Origin of the sequence: Enterobacter sp. EGD-HP1 (genome assembly GCF_000733275.2) — a bacterium.
Lineage (GTDB): Bacteria > Pseudomonadota > Gammaproteobacteria > Enterobacterales > Enterobacteriaceae > Enterobacter.
On the sequence record NZ_AVOP01000018.1, the window covers coordinates 13,421 to 29,271 of the forward strand.

The following is a 15,851-nucleotide window of genomic DNA, read 5'->3' on the forward strand; positions in this document are numbered from 1 at the left end:
CATCAGACATAAAAAAAGCCAGCCCGCAGGCTGGCTTCTTATAGCAGGTAAACGCTTAGTGCTTCTCACGTCCACCCAGGAAGAAAATGCCCAGCGGGATAGCCAGCAGAACGGTAAACACCAGGCTGTAGACGAAGATCATCGCCGACTGCAGGACATACATGCTGGTAGTCCAGGCAGAGAGGGGAATATTGTACTGTTCGATAACGCCAACAATGGTTGCTCGCCCCACGCATGCGGCAGCAATCATAAACACGACCAGCAGCGCCAGGAGGAATTTGCGGCCTTCAGGTGTTTTCAGTTTTGCACGAACCATCTCTCTTCCCTTTTACAGATGAATAACAATATATATGGTCTAAAATAACACGAACTGGCACCCGACTCCACACCAGCATAAACAACCACTAAACAGGATATTTAAAAGCGCATAACGCTATTCATAGTGAAAATGTAAGTAAATAACACCAATCATTCATAGTTGTTATGTTAACCTGCGCAGGATCGTTTTGACATAAAGGAATGACAATGAAAAACGCACCTAAATTTGCTATCGCCCTCATCGCCGCCGCGTGCGTCAGCAGCAGTGCTTTCGCCAGCGAAACCCCAAAAGAGCAGCCGCTGGAAAAAGTCGCTCCGTATCCAAAAGCGGACAAAGGGATGAAGCGTCAGGTGATCCAGCTGCCGGCACAGCAGGATGAAGCGAACTTCAAAGTGGAACTGTTGATTGGCAAGACGCTGGAAGTAGATTGCAATCAGCATCGCCTGGGCGGTCAGCTGGAAAGCAAAACCCTGGAAGGCTGGGGTTACGACTACTATGTCTTCGACAAAGTGACGTCACCGGTTTCCACCATGATGGCGTGCCCGGATGGCAAGAAAGAGAAGAAATTTGTGACGGCGTATCTGGGCGACAACAGTCTGCTGCGCTACAACAGCAAGCTGCCGATCGTGGTCTATACGCCTGAAAACGTGGAAGTGAAGTATCGCGTGTGGAAGGCAGATGAGACTGTCGGACAAGCGGTAGTACGTTAAAAATAAGTCGGGTGACGGCTTCGCCTTACCCGACCCGGGAAGGGTGCGCTCTGGTGCCCTCACCCCACCCCTCTCCCACCGGGAGAGGGAGAAAACACTAAAAACGGTAACATCCGTTACCGTTTTGCTTTTACCTTACAGCGCGATATCCGCAACCGGTTTGTTTTCCGGCTGAGGCTTCAGCTCCGCTTTTGGCGCAGCATCCGCAGCCTGCGGTTTGATGTATTGCAGCTGCAGTACGCGGCTGGTGTATTCCAGCTCCTGCTCCGTCGCGCTCACGTTGCCGTTCAGCTTGGTGCCGTAGGATGGAATAATGGTTTTCAGCTTCGCCTGCCATTCCGGGCTGGCGACTTTATCTTTAAACACTTTTTCCATCAGGTGCAGCATGATTGGCGCAGCGGTAGACGCGCCCGGTGACGCACCCAGCAGCGCGGCGATAGTGCCATCCTTATCGCTTACCACTTCGGTACCCAGACGCAGCACGCCACCCTCTTTCGGATCGCGCTTGATGATCTGTACGCGCTGACCCGCCTGCCACAGACGCCAGTCTTCTTTCTTCGCCTGCGGATAGTACTCTTTCAGCGCCTCGAAGCGGTCGTCGTCAGAGAGCATCACCTGGCTAATCAGGTATTTCACCAGATCGAAGTTATCCAGCCCCACGTCCATCATTGGCTTGACGTTAGAGGTGGTGGTTGCGCTGAGCAGATCCCACAGGGAGCCATTTTTCAGGAATTTCGTGGAGAAGGTCGCGAACGGCCCAAACAGCACCACGCGCTTACCGTCAAGCATACGGGTGTCGATGTGCGGAACAGACATCGGCGGTGCGCCAACAGAAGCCTGGCCGTACACTTTTGCCAGATGACGGTTCACCACTTCCGGGTTTTCTGACACCAGGAACTGGCCGCCGACCGGGAAGCCCGCGTAGTCGTCCGCTTCCGGAATACCGGACTCCTGCAGCAGCTTCAGCGCCGCGCCGCCCGCACCGATAAAGACAAACTTCGCCTTGATGACGTGCTCGGCTTCGTTGTTTTTCAGATCGGCAACGGTCACGCTCCAGCTGTTATCCGCGTTGCGCTTGAAACCGCGCACTTCGGTGCTGAGCTGCAGGTTGAAGTTCTCTTTTTTCTTCAGAGACGTCACCAGCTGACGGGTGATTTCACCGTAGTTAACGTCGGTACCAATTTCGGTACGGGTCGCCGCCACTTTCTGGTTCGGGTCACGACCTTCCATGACCAGCGGAGCCCACTCTTTAATCTGCGCGTGGTCTTCAGAGTATTTCATCCCGCGGAACAGCGTGCTCTGCTGCAGAGCGGCGTAGCGCGCGCGCAGGAAGTTGACGTTCTGCTCGCCCCACACAAAGCTCATGTGCGGCACGGTGTTGATGAAGGAGTGCGGGTCGTGCAGCACGCCACTGTTGACCTGGTGTGACCAGAACTGGCGTGAGATCTGGAACGCTTCGTTGATCTCTACCGCCTTCTCGATACTAATGGAACCGTCCTTTTTCTGTGGCGTATAGTTCAGTTCCATGAGTGCCGAGTGTCCGGTACCGGCGTTGTTCCAGCCGTTAGAGCTCTCCTGCGCCACGCCATCGAGGCGCTCGACCATGGTCATAGACCAGTCCGGCTGCAGTTCTTGCAGATAGGTTCCCAGCGTGGCGCTCATGATACCGCCACCAATTAAAAGGACGTCCGTTTCCTGCTCTTTTGGTGTGTCAGCTTTCGCCGCCATGGAGACGGTGTTAAGCCCCACGGCCAGAGAAAAGAGCATGGCAGTCATTTTTTTCATAATTTATGCCTTAATGTAAAAGTGCTTGATGCGTGGAAATTGCAGGTGAAAAAAGCTGCGGGGGCACGGTAACAACTTTTAAATATTGTTTAAAGGTTACGAAATTATTGTAATTGTGAAATTTAATGATGGATTGTTTGTGAGGAATTATCGATGCCTCTGGTAAAGCGCGGTTTTACTGGCTAGTATGTTGCGTTTTGTGATCGCGCGCACGGAAGCCTGCCCTAACCAGCGAACCGTTATGTCCTTACCCCATTCTGCCGTATCTCCCGAAGACCGCGTAGCCAACGTGCTGCGTTCCCCTAAGCTGCTGACGCGTGAAACGCTGGCAGGGGCGATCACCGCCCTGGCGCTGATCCCCGAAGTCATCTCATTTTCGGTGGTGGCGGGCGTTGACCCGAAGGTCAGCCTGATCGCCTCCGTGGTGCTGTGTCTTGCCCTTTCTGTACTCGGCGGCCGCCCGGCGATGGTCACGGCAGCGGCCGGTTCCGTGGCGCTGGTCATTGGCCCGATGGTGCATCAGCACGGCGTACAGTACATTCTTCCCGCCGTGCTGATGGCAGGCGTGATTCAGATTCTGTTTGGGGTGCTGGGCATGGCAAGGCTGATGCGCTTTATTCCCCAGTCGGTCATGACCGGGTTTGTTAACGCCCTGGGCATTTTGATCTTCTTCGCTCAGGTGCCGCATTTCTGGAGCCGAAGCCCCCTGATTGTGGGCCTGTTCGTGCTGACGCTGCTGATCGTGCTGTGGGTGCCGCGCTATGTCAAAAGCATCCCTTCCCCGCTGATTGCGATTGTGCTGCTAACCCTTTTCACCGTAACCACCGGTCAGATCCTGCCGACGGTCGGCGATGAAGGCTCCACGAGCGGCGGTTTGCCGGGGCTTACCGAGCTGCTGGTGCCGCTTAACTTGCAGACGCTGAGCATTATCTGGCCGTGCGCGTTGAGCATCGCGTTTGTCGGCCTGCTGGAATCCCTGCTGACGGCAAAGCTGGTGGATGAGCTGACCGCAACGCCCTCGAGCAAGCGCCGTGAGAGCATCGGCCTGGGCGTGGGTAATATTCTGTCCGGTTTTTATGGCGGCATTGCGGGCTGCGCAATGATCGGACAAACCATCGTCAACGTGGAGATGGGGAAAGGTCGAAGCCGCATTTCAACCCTTGCGGCGGGCATTGTGCTGCTGATCCTGGTGACGGCGCTCAGCGACGTGATGGCCAAAATCCCGATGGCGGTACTGGCGGGTATTATGGCGATTGTCGCCGTTAAAACCTTTAGCTGGCACAGCCTTCAGCCTGCAACGGTAAAAAATGCCCCGATAGCGGAAACGGTGGTCATGCTGGTCACCGTTGCCGCCACGGTATCAACCGGCAATCTGGCGATCGGCGTGCTGGGCGGGATTATCGTTATGGCACTCCTCCCCGCCCGCATTAAGCGTCGGCTTAAAGCAGAAAAATCGTCGCCAGCCCAAGAAAAATAAAGAAACCGCCGGTATCGGTGATGGCGGTAATCATCACGCTCGACCCCACCGCGGGGTCGCGCCCCAGTTTGGTCATCGTCAGCGGGATAATCACGCCCATTATCGACGCTACCAGCAGGTTCAGCACCATCGCCAGCATCATCACGCCGCCCAGCGCCATATCGTCGTACAACCACCAGGTGATGCCGCCCATAATCCCGCCCCACACCAGGCCGTTAATGAGCGCGACGCCCATCTCTCTAAAAATGAGCCACGAAAAGTTACCCGGCTGAATATTTTCCAGCGCCAGGGCACGAACGATCATGGTTATCGTCTGGTTTCCGGTGTTACCACCAATCCCTGCGACGATCGGCATCAGCGAGGCCAGCGCCACCAGCTGTGAAATGGTGTGCTCAAACCCGTCAATCACCCGGGAGGCGATAAACGCGGTACAGAGGTTAATGGCCAGCCACGCCCAGCGGGTTTTCACCGCCTTGCCGACGGAGGCATGGACGTCATCTTCGGCGCTAATCCCCCCGAGCGCACGCAGGTCGTTATCGGTCTCTTCGTAGACCACATCAACGATCTCATCGATGGTCAGACGCCCCATCAGTTTGCCGACGGAATCCACGACGGCGGCACTGACGAGGTCGTCACGCTCGAAGGTACGCGCCGCTTTCTCCGCATCGTCTTCCGGGGAGAAGACCATCGGCTCGTTTTCCATCACCTCGCTCACCTTCCGCTGGGTGCTGTTGAGCAGGATGGTTTTCAGCTCAAGCTCGCCAAGCAGGGTTTTATCCCGGGAGGTGACAAACAGTTTATCGGTGTTGTCCGGCATTTTGCCCAGGCGACGCAGGTAGCGCTGCACGGTGCCGAGCGTCACGTCCGGGCGCACCGTGATAACGCCGAACTCCATGATCGCGCCGACGCTGTTTTTCTCGTAGTGCATCACCTGACGCACGCGCGCGCGTTCATCGGCAGGCAGGGAAGCCAGCAGGCGACCGGTCAGGTTTCGCGGCAGGTGCTGAACGAGGTAAATCTGCTCGTCGATATCCAGGGTTTGCAGAGCATCGAGAATGTCCCGGTCGCTCATCTCGTCGATCAGATCGTCCCAGACGTTTTCAGAGGCCTCAAGCAGCACCTGTCCGCGCTCGTGATCCTGCACCAGACGCCACAGGGCGTGGCGTTCTTCCGAGGGAAGCGCCTCAAGGGTATCCGCCAGATCCGGCGGGGGTAAATGAGCAACCAGCGCACCTACCTCAGCAATATCGTCGGCCAGGGTGCCGACATCATATTGCTCAGCCAGGGTGAGTTTGCCTAATAGCGTAGAAGTGACCGCTTTATCGGTCGTGAGAAGCCAGATGAGTCGCGCACGCTCCTGGTCACGCTGTCTGGCGCTGTTTTTCTTTAATACCGACATCAATCATAAATCCATTAAATGAGTTGGGGTTAAGCATAGCGCGGGGATATGTAAATAAGAATAAACAACGGGACGGGATGGAGAAAAAAGCGGCATATCGTGCAAATCATTGTGCCCGGCGGCGCTACGCTTGCACGGGCCTACAAAATCGTAGGCCGGGTAAGGCGAAGCCGCCACCCGGCACATTGGCATCAGGCCGTGCGCGCCACCGCGTCACGCGATGCAGCATCGCGCTCTTCACCGGTCAGCTCGCTCAGCTTGCCGTCGCGCATCTCCAGCAGGCGGTCAGCATGAATAAAGTAGTGATCGTCGTGGCTGATGGCGAAAATGGTTTTGCCCATCTCCTGCATCAGCGGCAGCAGCACCTGATAAAACTCGCGGCGGAAGTGCGGGTCCTGATCTGCCGCCCACTCATCCAGCAGAATAATGTCACGCTCTTCCGCCAGCGCCAGCAGCAGCGCCACGCGCTTCTTCTGCCCCTTAGACAGCTTGAGGTTCAGGATTTTTCCGTCCTGAAGCTCCAGCTTGTGCGACATCTGCAGCTGCGCCAGCCATTTTTCCACCAGCGCAGGATTGGCCTGTTGCCCATCCGGCCCCAGCAGCCGATCGAACAGCCAGACATCGGTGAACACCGCCGAGAAAAGCTTGCGGTAATCCTCGGGCTTCTCCGCGCTCAGCGCCGTGCCGTCCAGCAAAATCTCGCCTGACTGCGGCTGATAGAGTCCGGTCAGCAACATCGCCAGCGTAGATTTACCGCTGCCGTTGCCGCCGATGAGGAACAGCAGCTCACCGCGGTGGATCGTCAGGTTGACCGGCCCCACGGAGAAGGCGTTATCCTGATAGCGGAACGTGACGTTACGCAGCTCCAGCGTCTGCCAGTTCGGGAAGGCCTGCGGGCGCGGAAATTCGGCTTTAAACGGCGCGAGATCGAATTTTTTGAGCTTATTAAATGCCACCTGCGCACTCAGCAAGGTGGGCAACGCGCCGACCGCCGAGAGCAGCGGCGTGCGCAAAAACAGCAGCGTCAGCGAGTAGGTCGCCGCCACGTTGGTGTCCGCCCAGCCCAGGCTGTTCGCCATCCAGAATACCAGGCCAATAGCGCCCAGCATCATAATGTTTGACCAGTTCACCGCGCTCAGGTGGAAGGTATCAGCGCGAATAATATGGTGCCGGTATTCCCGCGCGTCCGGGATATAGAGATGATTAAAGATATGCTCGGCGCGTTCGCGGTTCAGGGTCAGCTCTTTGCGTCCTTCCAGCACCGTCTGGTAATCGTTATAGAGCTTATCTTCGGTTTCGCGCAGCACCGCCATGTGTTTGTAGACGCGGGACACCAGCATAAAGCCGCCCCAGATGGTAATGGCAATCCACAGCGCGGTCACCGCCAGCATTTTGGTCGAAAGCCAGGCGAGGTAAGCGGCCGAGCCAAAGGTCAGAATGATCCCCTGCACCAGCTCCGGAAGACGAACGAATGCGATGGTAATGGCGCGCACGTCGCTGGTCAGCCCCGCCAGCAGGGAAGCGCTGCCGAGCTGCTCAACGCGCTCTATCTGGGTGTCCAGGATCCGCTTGATAAACTCGCTGCGCAAACGGAAAACGAAATGGTGCCCGAGCGCGGTCAGCGCAAGCTGCGAACCGAGCGTAACCGCCATCAACAGGAGCAGCAGGCCGAGAAACTCCGGCAATACGGAGAGCGAGGTGTCGACCATTTCAATCAGCCGCACGTTAATAAACGCGATCAGGCCAATACCCAGGGCGGCACTGGCAAGGCTTAACGCCATTACGGCGATGAAGGGCCAGCGATACTGACGCCAGACAAGGAGAAGTAGTTGCATGCAGGCAATCCGGACAATAAAAATCAGCCAGCAGTGTAAACTGCCCTGCGCGGACATCAAGAATAATTCTTATTTTAGTTTACTGTACCCCGCCTGACGGAAGGTCAGGTTATAACGATACTCACCCGTGAGCGGGTGAACCCCGGGCTTCAGCGGCTGAATACCGTGATAAAACAGCCGCGATTCCCTCCCCCACACCACCACGTCGCCATGCTCCAGCATAATGCGTTTGAGCGGATCGCTGCGGCGTAATCCGCCAAACTGGAAGACGGCGGGCAGACCTAACGATACCGAGACGATAGGCGCACGCAGATCGGGTTCATCCTTGTCCTGATGCAACGAGAGCTTCGCGCCAACGGCATAGCGGTTAATCAGGCAGGCATCCGGCCGAAAGTCAGGATACTCCGCTGCTACGGCGGCCTCGTGACAGAGAGCCTGAAAAACAGCAGGCATCGGCGGCCACGGCTGGCCGGTAGCCGGATCGTTCGGGGCATACAGATAGCCCCGCTCGTTCGTCGCCCAGCCCAGTTCGCCGCAGTTGGCCATAGCCACCGACATGATGTAGCCGCCCGGCGTCACCATATGGCGAAACGGCGAAACCGCCGTCACCTCGTCGATACCGTCAAGCAGCGCCGCCGCGCGGGAGAGTGCAAAGCGGCGCAGGATCACCGCTCCCGGCGCAAGCGGCTCCTGCCAGGGTTCAGCATCCGCAAAAAGATCGAGCATTATCCCTCCTGGCGTTTCGCCTCACGTTTCAGTAATAGCGCTTTTCGCGCCGTCCCCCATCGGTAACCCGACAGCGCGCCGTCGTGACGAACCACGCGATGGCAGGGGATCACAATCGCCAGCGTGTTTGCCGCACAGGCCCCGGCAACGGCGCGTACCGCATTAGGCTGGCCAATCGCCTCCGCCACCTGCCGGTAACTTGCCGTTTCACCGCAGGGAATGTTGCGAAGGGCCTGCCAGACGCGCTGCTGGAACGCGGTTCCGCGAATATCCAGCGGCAGCGCAAGCGGTACGTCGCGGTTATCAATACTGGCAATCACCTGATGGATCCGCCGCGCGAACGCCTCTTCCAGCGGCGCATGCGCTGCTTTTGGAAATTGCGCGGCAAGCGCTTCGGCTAATTCTGCATCGTTGTCACCCAGCAGGATCGCGCAGATCCCCCGCTCGCTTTCTGCAACCAGACAGCGCCCTAACGAACAGTCGCTGATGGCATAACGCACTGCCGCATCCCCCTTGCGGTACTGCTTCGCCGTCATGCCCAGCGCATCGTTGGCTTTACGGTAATAGCTGCTGCTGTCGGGAAACCCTGCTGCCAGTACGGCATCGGTAATTTTGTCTCCCTGTGCAAGCGCGGTACGCAGGCGCTGGCCTCGCGCCGCCTGCTGCCAGGCTTTTGGCGTCATGCCGGTCACGGCCTTAAACAGACGGTGGAAATGGAAAGGACTCATGGCGACCTGCTGCGCCAGCCCCTCCAGGGTTAGCGAGGGATCCTGCTCCAGAAGGCGGCAGGCATGTTCCACTTTCGCCAGCTTCTGCGCCTGCGGATCGCGTTTGTCCGGCATGCAGCGCTTGCACGGGCGAAACCCTGCCTGTACGGCATGGAGGGCATCGGGATAAAAGCGGACATTTTTACGCAGCGCGTGGCGGGCACGGCATGACGGGCGGCAGAAAATACCCGTGGTCTGCACGGCGAAGACAAACTGTTCGTCAGCGAGCGGATCGCGGGCCAGCACGGCCTGCCAGCGATCCTCATCGGTAATAAAGGTCGGGTTTCTCATTATCGGCTCCTCATGTAAGCATACATAGAGCGTGCCTGAGCGCCAGTGATAAAAAACCCGCAACCTTGCTTTTTAATTTTTGTCGCTTACCAGGAAGCTGTTGAACTGCGGCGAGCTCCAGGTTTTAAACCCGTCGCCCTCTTTGGTGATCATATACACCGCCAGCCCTTCCTGACGAACCACCTCTTTGGCTTTTTCCGGGCCGAGCACCATTAATCCGGTATCCCAGGCATCGGCTTCCAGCGCGGTGGGGGCAATGACCGTCACCGAGACCAGGTTATGCGTGATGGGGCGTCCGGTCTGAGGATCAATAACATGCGAAACGCGTTTCCCGTCGAGTTCATAATAGTTACGGTAGCTGCCGGATGTGCTGATGCCGTGCCCGTTAATATCCACGATGGCCTGTACGGCATTTTGCCGATCGGTCGGCTTTTGAATCGCTACACGCCACGGTTTACCGCTGGCATTCATGCCCCGGCTGACTAACGCGCCGCCCACGGAAACCAGGTAGCGCGATATCCCTTCCTGCGTCATCAGCGCCGCAAGGTGATCCGCAGCGTAACCTTCGCCTACCGTTGACAGATCGACAAACAGATCGGGGATGTCTTTTTGCAGATACTGCTGGCCGTACTGGTTGATCACCGTCAGATGCTTTAACCCTGTCCTGGCGCGGGCATCATCAATAGCCGCCTGATCGGGTGTGGTATCCGGCTGTTTGTTCGGGCCAAATCCCCACAGGTTCACCAGCGGTCCGACGGTCACGTCCATTGCGCCGTTGGTTTTATATCCCACGCGCATTGACTCGGTGACAATATCAGCCATCGCTTCGCTCACCGGCCACAGGGAGGTACTGGTGGAAAGATTAAAGCGCATCAGCGCCGAGTCGTTCTTATAGGTCGACAGCAGCTGATCGTCGGCATCCAGCTGTGACTGAATTTTGCCGCGAAGTTCGTCTGTGCGTGTTTTATCGAGGTCCATCACGCTGACGCGCCAGAAGGTCCCCATCGTTTTGCCTTCGAGCACCGTCGCGGCGGGTGCGTCGGTTTTCGCCACAGGTGTGGGATCGTTACATGCGGTCAGGAAAAAAAGCATAGCCAGAAAGCTGGCGCGTAAAAAAGTCATGTCCATTCATCATTATCCTCATGCCAGGGCGGCAAGAGTACACCAAAACGGGTGAGTTGTGAGAATCTGCGAGGCGCAAAAAAGGGGCCATCAGGCCCCTTACGTCACACGATGAAGCGATTAGAACTGGTAAACCAGGCCCAGCGCGACGATATCGTCAGTACCGATACCCGCCTGACGGGTGAATTCGTTTTCATCAACCAGGTTGATTTTGTAATCCACGTAGGTGGACATGTTTTTGTTGAAGTAGTAAGTCGCACCCACATCAACATATTTCAGCAGATCCTGATCGCCGTAACCTTCGATATCTTTCCCTTTAGACTGCAGGTAAGCCACGGATGGACGCAGGCCGAAGTCGAACTGGTACTGAGCAACCACTTCGAAGTTCTGCGCTTTGTTAGCGAAGCCGTAAATCTGGCTGCTGCTCTGAGAGTTGCCAAAACGCGTTGCGTTGTAGGTCTGAGAGTACTGTGCCGCCAGGTAGATGTTGTTGGCGTCATATTTCAGGCCACCGGTATACACTTCAGCGTGGTCGCCTTCGCCTTTCAGCGCCGAGTTAGCCGTGTTGTTCTGGTCAGCAGTGCGCTTAGAAGAAGACATTGCGCCACCGATGCTGAACCCTTCACCCAGATTGTAGGTCAGGGACGCACCGTAGCCGTCGCCGTTCTGTTTCAGGGTGCTACGACCGGTGTCGTTTTCACCGCTTACGCTGCCGTTTTTACCCTGATACTGCAGAGCAAAGTTCAGGCCATCCACCAGACCAAAGAAGTCCTGGTTACGGTAGGTCGCCACGCCGTTAGCACGGGACTGCAGGAAGTTGTCAGCGCCGTAGGTATCTCCACCAAATTCTGGCAGAACGTCGGTCCAGGAGGTTACATCGTAAATCACACCGTAGTTACGACCGTAATCGAAAGAACCCGCGTCAGCGAATTTCAGACCCGCGAACGCCACACGCGTCCAGGCCTGGTTGTCGCTTTCGGAGGTGTTGCCCTGGATCTGGTATTCCCACTGGCCGTAACCGGTCAGCTGATCGTTAACCTGCGTTTCGCCTTTGAAGCCGAGACGCATGTAGGTCTGGTCGCCGTCGGCACTCTTGTCGTCAGAGAAATAGTGCAGACCATCAACTTTGCCGTACAGATCTAATTTGTTGCCATCTTTGTTATAAATTTCGGCCGCATTTGCTGCGCCTGCCACCAGGAGTGCTGGTACCAGGAGGGACAGTACTTTAACTTTCATTTTATTAACCCTCTGTTATATGCCTTATAATTGCCACTGCTTACTGGTTAACCCTCATTAACCAGTCGGCAATTTCATTCTCCGCAAAATTACAGAATAATCCAATGCGAATATGATACGAAAACTTTGAAGATGTTTCATTTATCTGCCAACGTGTTTCAAAATGTAAATATCAAGGAACTTTTACAAAGCACAAATAGCTTAGAAAATTAGCACTTATAATCAAACCAAAAAATCAACACATAAAAATCAAATAGTTACAATAAATTCCGTTACAGCACTGAATGACAAAACAAGATCGAACCTAATCTCTAAAATAACTCTCGCTATCATCATTAACTTTATTTATTACCGTCATTCAGTTTTGAATGTCTGTTTATCCCTAATTGAACCGGATGCATCGCATTCGGTTTTTTTTTACCTTTCTTTACGTAACTTCTCTTTTTTTGTGCTACCGCACCGTAATTGTAACGACTATTAACTAAATTCTCGTCGGGTAACCTGCGAGGGAAGAAAATTGAGGCCAAACTTAATTTCTTGTTAATTCGTGCTATTTTCTGGCTACGTGTGTCTGTTATTTGTACGCCTATGGCGAGTTTGTACATGTTTACTGCGCGCCTCACCGTCGATATTGTCCAGTGAAAAAGTCGCCTCTTCCCGGACGGTGGCGCTGGAAATTCAGTTATTACCCTTTATACTGCCCTATCGCCACAGAGCACGACCATAACGGGTTAAAGATATCAATGAGTCAGACTGAAACTACCGCCCCGAGCAAATTTTCCCTCCTTCCCGGGAGCATCACCCGTTTCTTTCTTCTTTTGATCGTTGTGCTGTTAGTCACCATGGGGGTAATGGTACAAAGCGCGGTTAACGCCTGGCTGAAGGATAAGAGCTATCAGGTCGTTGATATCACCCATGCCGTGCACAAGCGCATAGATACCTGGCGCTACGCCACCTGGCAAATTTACGACAATATCGCGGCAGCCCCGACCTCCTCGTCCGGAGATGGACTTCAGGAGACGCGGCTTAAGCAGGATGTTTATTATCTCGAAAAACCGCAGCGTAAGACCGAGGCCCTCATCTTTGGCTCGCACGACAGCGCCACGCTTGAGATGACGCAGCGTATTTCGACCTACCTGGATACCCTCTGGGGCGCTGAAACGGTACCGTGGTCGATGTACTATCTGAACGGTCAGGACAACAGCATGATCCTGATCTCAACGCTGCCGTTAAAAGATCTCTCTTCCGGGTTTAAAGAGACAACCGTGGGCAGCATCGTCGATTCCCGCCGGGCAGAGATGTTGCAGCAGGCAAATGCCCTTGATGAACGTGAGAGCTTCTCTTCCCTGCGTCGTCTGGCCTGGCAAAACGGTCATTATTTTACCCTGCGCACTACGTTCAACCAGCCAGGACATCTGGCGACGGTGGTGGCCTTCGACTTACCGATTAATGATTTAATCCCGCCGGACATGCCGCTCGACAGCTTCCGCATGGAGCCAGACACCAGCACCCAGAACATGCGTGCTGCGTCAGACAAAGAGGCTGCAGAGAGCGTATCGATCTCCTTTAACGGCTCGAAAATCGAAATTGCCTCATCGCTGAACTCGACCGGTATGCGCCTGGTGTGGCAGGTGCCGTTTGGCACGCTGCTGCTCGACACCCTGCAAAATATCCTGCTGCCTCTGCTGCTGAATATCGGCCTGCTGGCCCTGGCCCTGTTTGGCTACAGCACCTTCCGTTTCCAGACGGGGCGTCAGAGCGACGCCTCTGCGGTTCCGGCCGGCACCAGCAATGAGCTGCGCGTATTACGTGCACTGAATGAAGAGATTGTTTCCGTGCTGCCGCTCGGGGTCTTAGTTCACGACCAGGAGGCGAATCGTACGGTGATGAGCAACAAAATTGCCGACCATCTGCTGCCGCATCTTAACCTGCAGAACATCACCACCATGGCGGATCAACACCAGGGGGTGATTCAGGCCACCATCAACAATGAACTTTACGAGATCCGTCAGTTCCGCAGCCAGGTGGCTCCCCGCACGCAAATCTTCATTATTCGCGACCAGGATCGTGAAGTGCTGGTTAATAAAAAGCTCAAGCAGGCACAAAGACTGTATGAGAAAAACCAGCAGGGGCGTGCCGCATTCATGCAAAACATTGGCGATGCCTTTAAGCAGCCGTTAAAAACGCTGGCGACCCAGGCGGCAGCGTTAAACACCGCTGAAAGCCACCAGCTTGCCTGCCAGGCCGATTCGCTGGTCAGAATGGTTGATGAAATCCAGCTGGCGAACATGCTGGAGAATGATTTCTGGAAGGGAACGCCAACCCTCTTCTCCATTCAGGATTTAATCGATGAAGTGGTCCCGGAAGTGCTGCCCGTCATTAAGCGCAAAGGGCTGCAACTGCTGATCAATAACAATCTCCCAGCGAATGACAAACGCCACGGCGATCGCGAAGCGCTGCGCCGTATTCTGCTGATGATTATTCAGTACGCCGTGACCACGACACAGATCGGCAAGATCACCCTTGAAGTCAGCACGGAGGAGTCGGCAGAAGACCGTCTGGCGTTCCGCATCCTGGACACCGGGGAAGGCGTCACAACGAGTGAAATTGATAATCTTCACTTCCCGTTCCTGAATGACACGCAAAGCGATCGCTACGGCAAGGCCAATGCCCTGACCTTCTGGCTATGCGATCAGCTGGCGCGTAAGCTCGGCGGTCATCTGAATATCAAAGCCCGTGAATCCCTCGGCACCCGCTATTCTCTGCACGTGAAAATGGCGGCCAATCCGCAGGAAGAAGATGAAGAACGTCTGCTGGATGATGTTGTGGTGATGGTCGATGTGACCTCGAATGAGATCCGCAATATTGTCGTTCGTCAGTTAGAAAACTGGGGTGCGGCCTGCATCACGCCGGATGAAAGACTTGCAAGTCAAGAATTTGATCTGTTTTTAACTGATAATCCGTCTAATCTTACTGCCTCCGGCTTGCTTTTAAGCGATGATGAGTCAGGCGTGCGGAAAATCGGCCCTGGCCAGCTGCGCGTCAACTTTAATATAAGCAATGCGATGCAGGAAGCTGTACTACAACTAATAGAAGAGCAGCTGGCGCAGGAAGAGATAGCGGAATCACCGTTAGGCGGCAATGAAAATGCCGAACTTCACGCCAGCGGATACTATTCACTCTTTGTTGATACAGTACCAGATGATGTTAAGCGGTTGTATACTGAGTCCGCTGCGAATGATTTCGCAGCGCTGGCACAGACAGCACACCGGCTTAAAGGGGTGTTTGCCATGCTTAATCTGGTTCCCGGCAAGCAGTTATGTGAAACGCTGGAACATCTAATTCGTGAGAAAGATGCCTCTGGCATTGAAAAATACATCAGCGACATTGACGCCTACGTCAAAAGCTTGCTGTAGCAAGGTAGCCTTATACATGAACAATATGAACGTAATTATTGCCGATGACCATCCGATTGTACTGTTCGGTATTCGCAAATCACTTGAACAGATCGAGTGGGTGAATGTAGTCGGTGAATTTGAAGACTCTACAGCACTGATCAATAACCTCCCAAAGCTTGATGCACACGTGCTCATTACCGATCTCTCCATGCCTGGGGACAAGTACGGTGACGGGATCACGCTCATCAAATATATTAAACGTCACTTCCCGGACATCTCGATCATTGTTCTGACCATGAACAACAATCCGGCGATCCTGAGCGCGGTGTTGGATCTGGACATCGAAGGGATTGTGCTGAAACAGGGCGCACCAACCGATCTGCCAAAAGCGCTCGCTGCGCTGCAGAAAGGCAAGAAGTTCACGCCTGAGAGCGTCTCTCGTCTGTTGGAAAAAATCAGCGCGGGTGGCTACGGTGACAAACGTCTGTCCCCGAAAGAGAGTGAAGTTCTGCGCCTGTTCGCAGAAGGTTTCCTGGTGACCGAGATTGCCAAGAAGCTGAACCGCAGTATTAAAACCATCAGCAGCCAGAAGAAATCAGCGATGATGAAGCTGGGCGTGGACAACGATATTGCTCTGCTGAACTATCTCTCCTCCGTTACGCTGAGCGCAACGGACAAGGATTGATCCCCACTGTAAATGCCGGGTGGCGCTCGCGCTTACCCGGCCTACAGAACCCGTAGGCCCGCGCAAGCGCAGCGCCGCCGGGCAAGTAAAAGACCACCTTT

Annotated in this window: 13 protein-coding genes; 4 read left to right on the plus strand and 9 right to left on the minus strand. The window is 55.0% G+C overall.

Features of this window, described 5'->3' with window-relative positions; translation table 11 throughout:
* Positions 1-55: 55 nt before the first annotated feature.
* A complete protein-coding gene (locus tag N037_RS13225) occupies positions 56-316 on the minus strand; it encodes a DUF2534 family protein (RefSeq protein WP_008500962.1) in 261 nt (86 codons plus the stop codon).
* Positions 317-525: 209 nt separating this feature from the next.
* On the opposite strand from N037_RS13225, the gene eco reads away from it, so the two are divergent.
* Complete coding sequence (gene eco / locus N037_RS13230; RefSeq protein ID WP_023336374.1) at positions 526-1,029, plus strand: serine protease inhibitor ecotin; 504 nt, start codon at positions 526-528, stop codon at positions 1,027-1,029.
* Positions 1,030-1,164: 135 nt separating this feature from the next.
* Here eco and mqo read toward each other — a convergent pair whose 3' ends face one another.
* Positions 1,165-2,814 (minus strand): malate dehydrogenase (quinone), encoded by a 1,650-nt coding sequence (gene mqo, locus N037_RS13235; RefSeq protein WP_032641502.1) that lies wholly within the window; start codon positions 2,812-2,814, stop codon positions 1,165-1,167.
* A 187-nt stretch (positions 2,815-3,001) separates the two neighbouring features.
* Here mqo and N037_RS13240 point away from each other — a divergent pair, with 187 nt between their 5' ends.
* Entirely contained in the window at positions 3,002-4,291 is a 1,290-nt protein-coding gene (locus N037_RS13240) for a SulP family inorganic anion transporter (RefSeq protein WP_032641504.1), read from the plus strand.
* Here N037_RS13240 and mgtE read toward each other — a convergent pair.
* The 7 genes from mgtE to N037_RS24885 all read right to left on the minus strand — a co-directional run bounded on the left by mgtE (position 4,254) and on the right by N037_RS24885 (position 12,272).
* Positions 4,254-5,690, minus strand: a complete 1,437-nt coding sequence (gene mgtE, locus N037_RS13245) for a magnesium transporter (protein WP_032641507.1) — start codon at positions 5,688-5,690, stop codon at positions 4,254-4,256. The two genes, N037_RS13240 and mgtE, sit on opposite strands and share 38 nt — an antisense overlap.
* Positions 5,691-5,881: 191 nt before the next feature.
* A complete protein-coding gene (locus N037_RS13250; RefSeq protein WP_032641513.1) occupies positions 5,882-7,525 on the minus strand; it encodes a multidrug ABC transporter permease/ATP-binding protein in 1,644 nt (547 codons plus the stop codon).
* Positions 7,526-7,594: 69 nt separating this feature from the next.
* Positions 7,595-8,251, minus strand: a complete 657-nt coding sequence (alkB, locus tag N037_RS13255) for a DNA oxidative demethylase AlkB (RefSeq protein ID WP_032641509.1) — start codon at positions 8,249-8,251, stop codon at positions 7,595-7,597.
* Positions 8,251-9,309, minus strand: a complete 1,059-nt coding sequence (ada, locus tag N037_RS13260; protein ID WP_032641511.1) for a bifunctional DNA-binding transcriptional regulator/O6-methylguanine-DNA methyltransferase Ada — start codon at positions 9,307-9,309, stop codon at positions 8,251-8,253. The genes alkB and ada overlap by 1 nt, the downstream gene beginning before the upstream one ends.
* Before the next feature lie 72 nt (positions 9,310-9,381).
* The gene (gene apbE / locus N037_RS13265; protein WP_023336381.1) at positions 9,382-10,437 is read right to left on the minus strand and encodes an FAD:protein FMN transferase ApbE; all 1,056 of its coding nucleotides are present in this window, start codon (positions 10,435-10,437) and stop codon (positions 9,382-9,384) included.
* A gap of 114 nt (positions 10,438-10,551) precedes the next feature.
* Positions 10,552-11,667: a porin OmpC gene (locus tag N037_RS13270; RefSeq protein ID WP_023336382.1), complete on the minus strand. Its 1,116-nt coding sequence runs from the start codon at positions 11,665-11,667 to the stop codon at positions 10,552-10,554.
* Positions 11,668-12,008: 341 nt separating this feature from the next.
* Complete coding sequence (locus N037_RS24885) at positions 12,009-12,272, minus strand: hypothetical protein (RefSeq protein WP_072163970.1); 264 nt, start codon at positions 12,270-12,272, stop codon at positions 12,009-12,011.
* A gap of 138 nt (positions 12,273-12,410) precedes the next feature.
* Here N037_RS24885 and rcsD point away from each other — a divergent pair, with 138 nt between their 5' ends.
* A complete protein-coding gene (rcsD, locus tag N037_RS13275) occupies positions 12,411-15,083 on the plus strand; it encodes a phosphotransferase RcsD (protein WP_023336383.1) in 2,673 nt (890 codons plus the stop codon).
* Between the two features lie 16 nt (positions 15,084-15,099).
* Positions 15,100-15,750, plus strand: a complete 651-nt coding sequence (gene rcsB, locus N037_RS13280) for a response regulator transcription factor RcsB (protein ID WP_003859405.1) — start codon at positions 15,100-15,102, stop codon at positions 15,748-15,750.
* Positions 15,751-15,851: the final 101 nt, after the last annotated feature.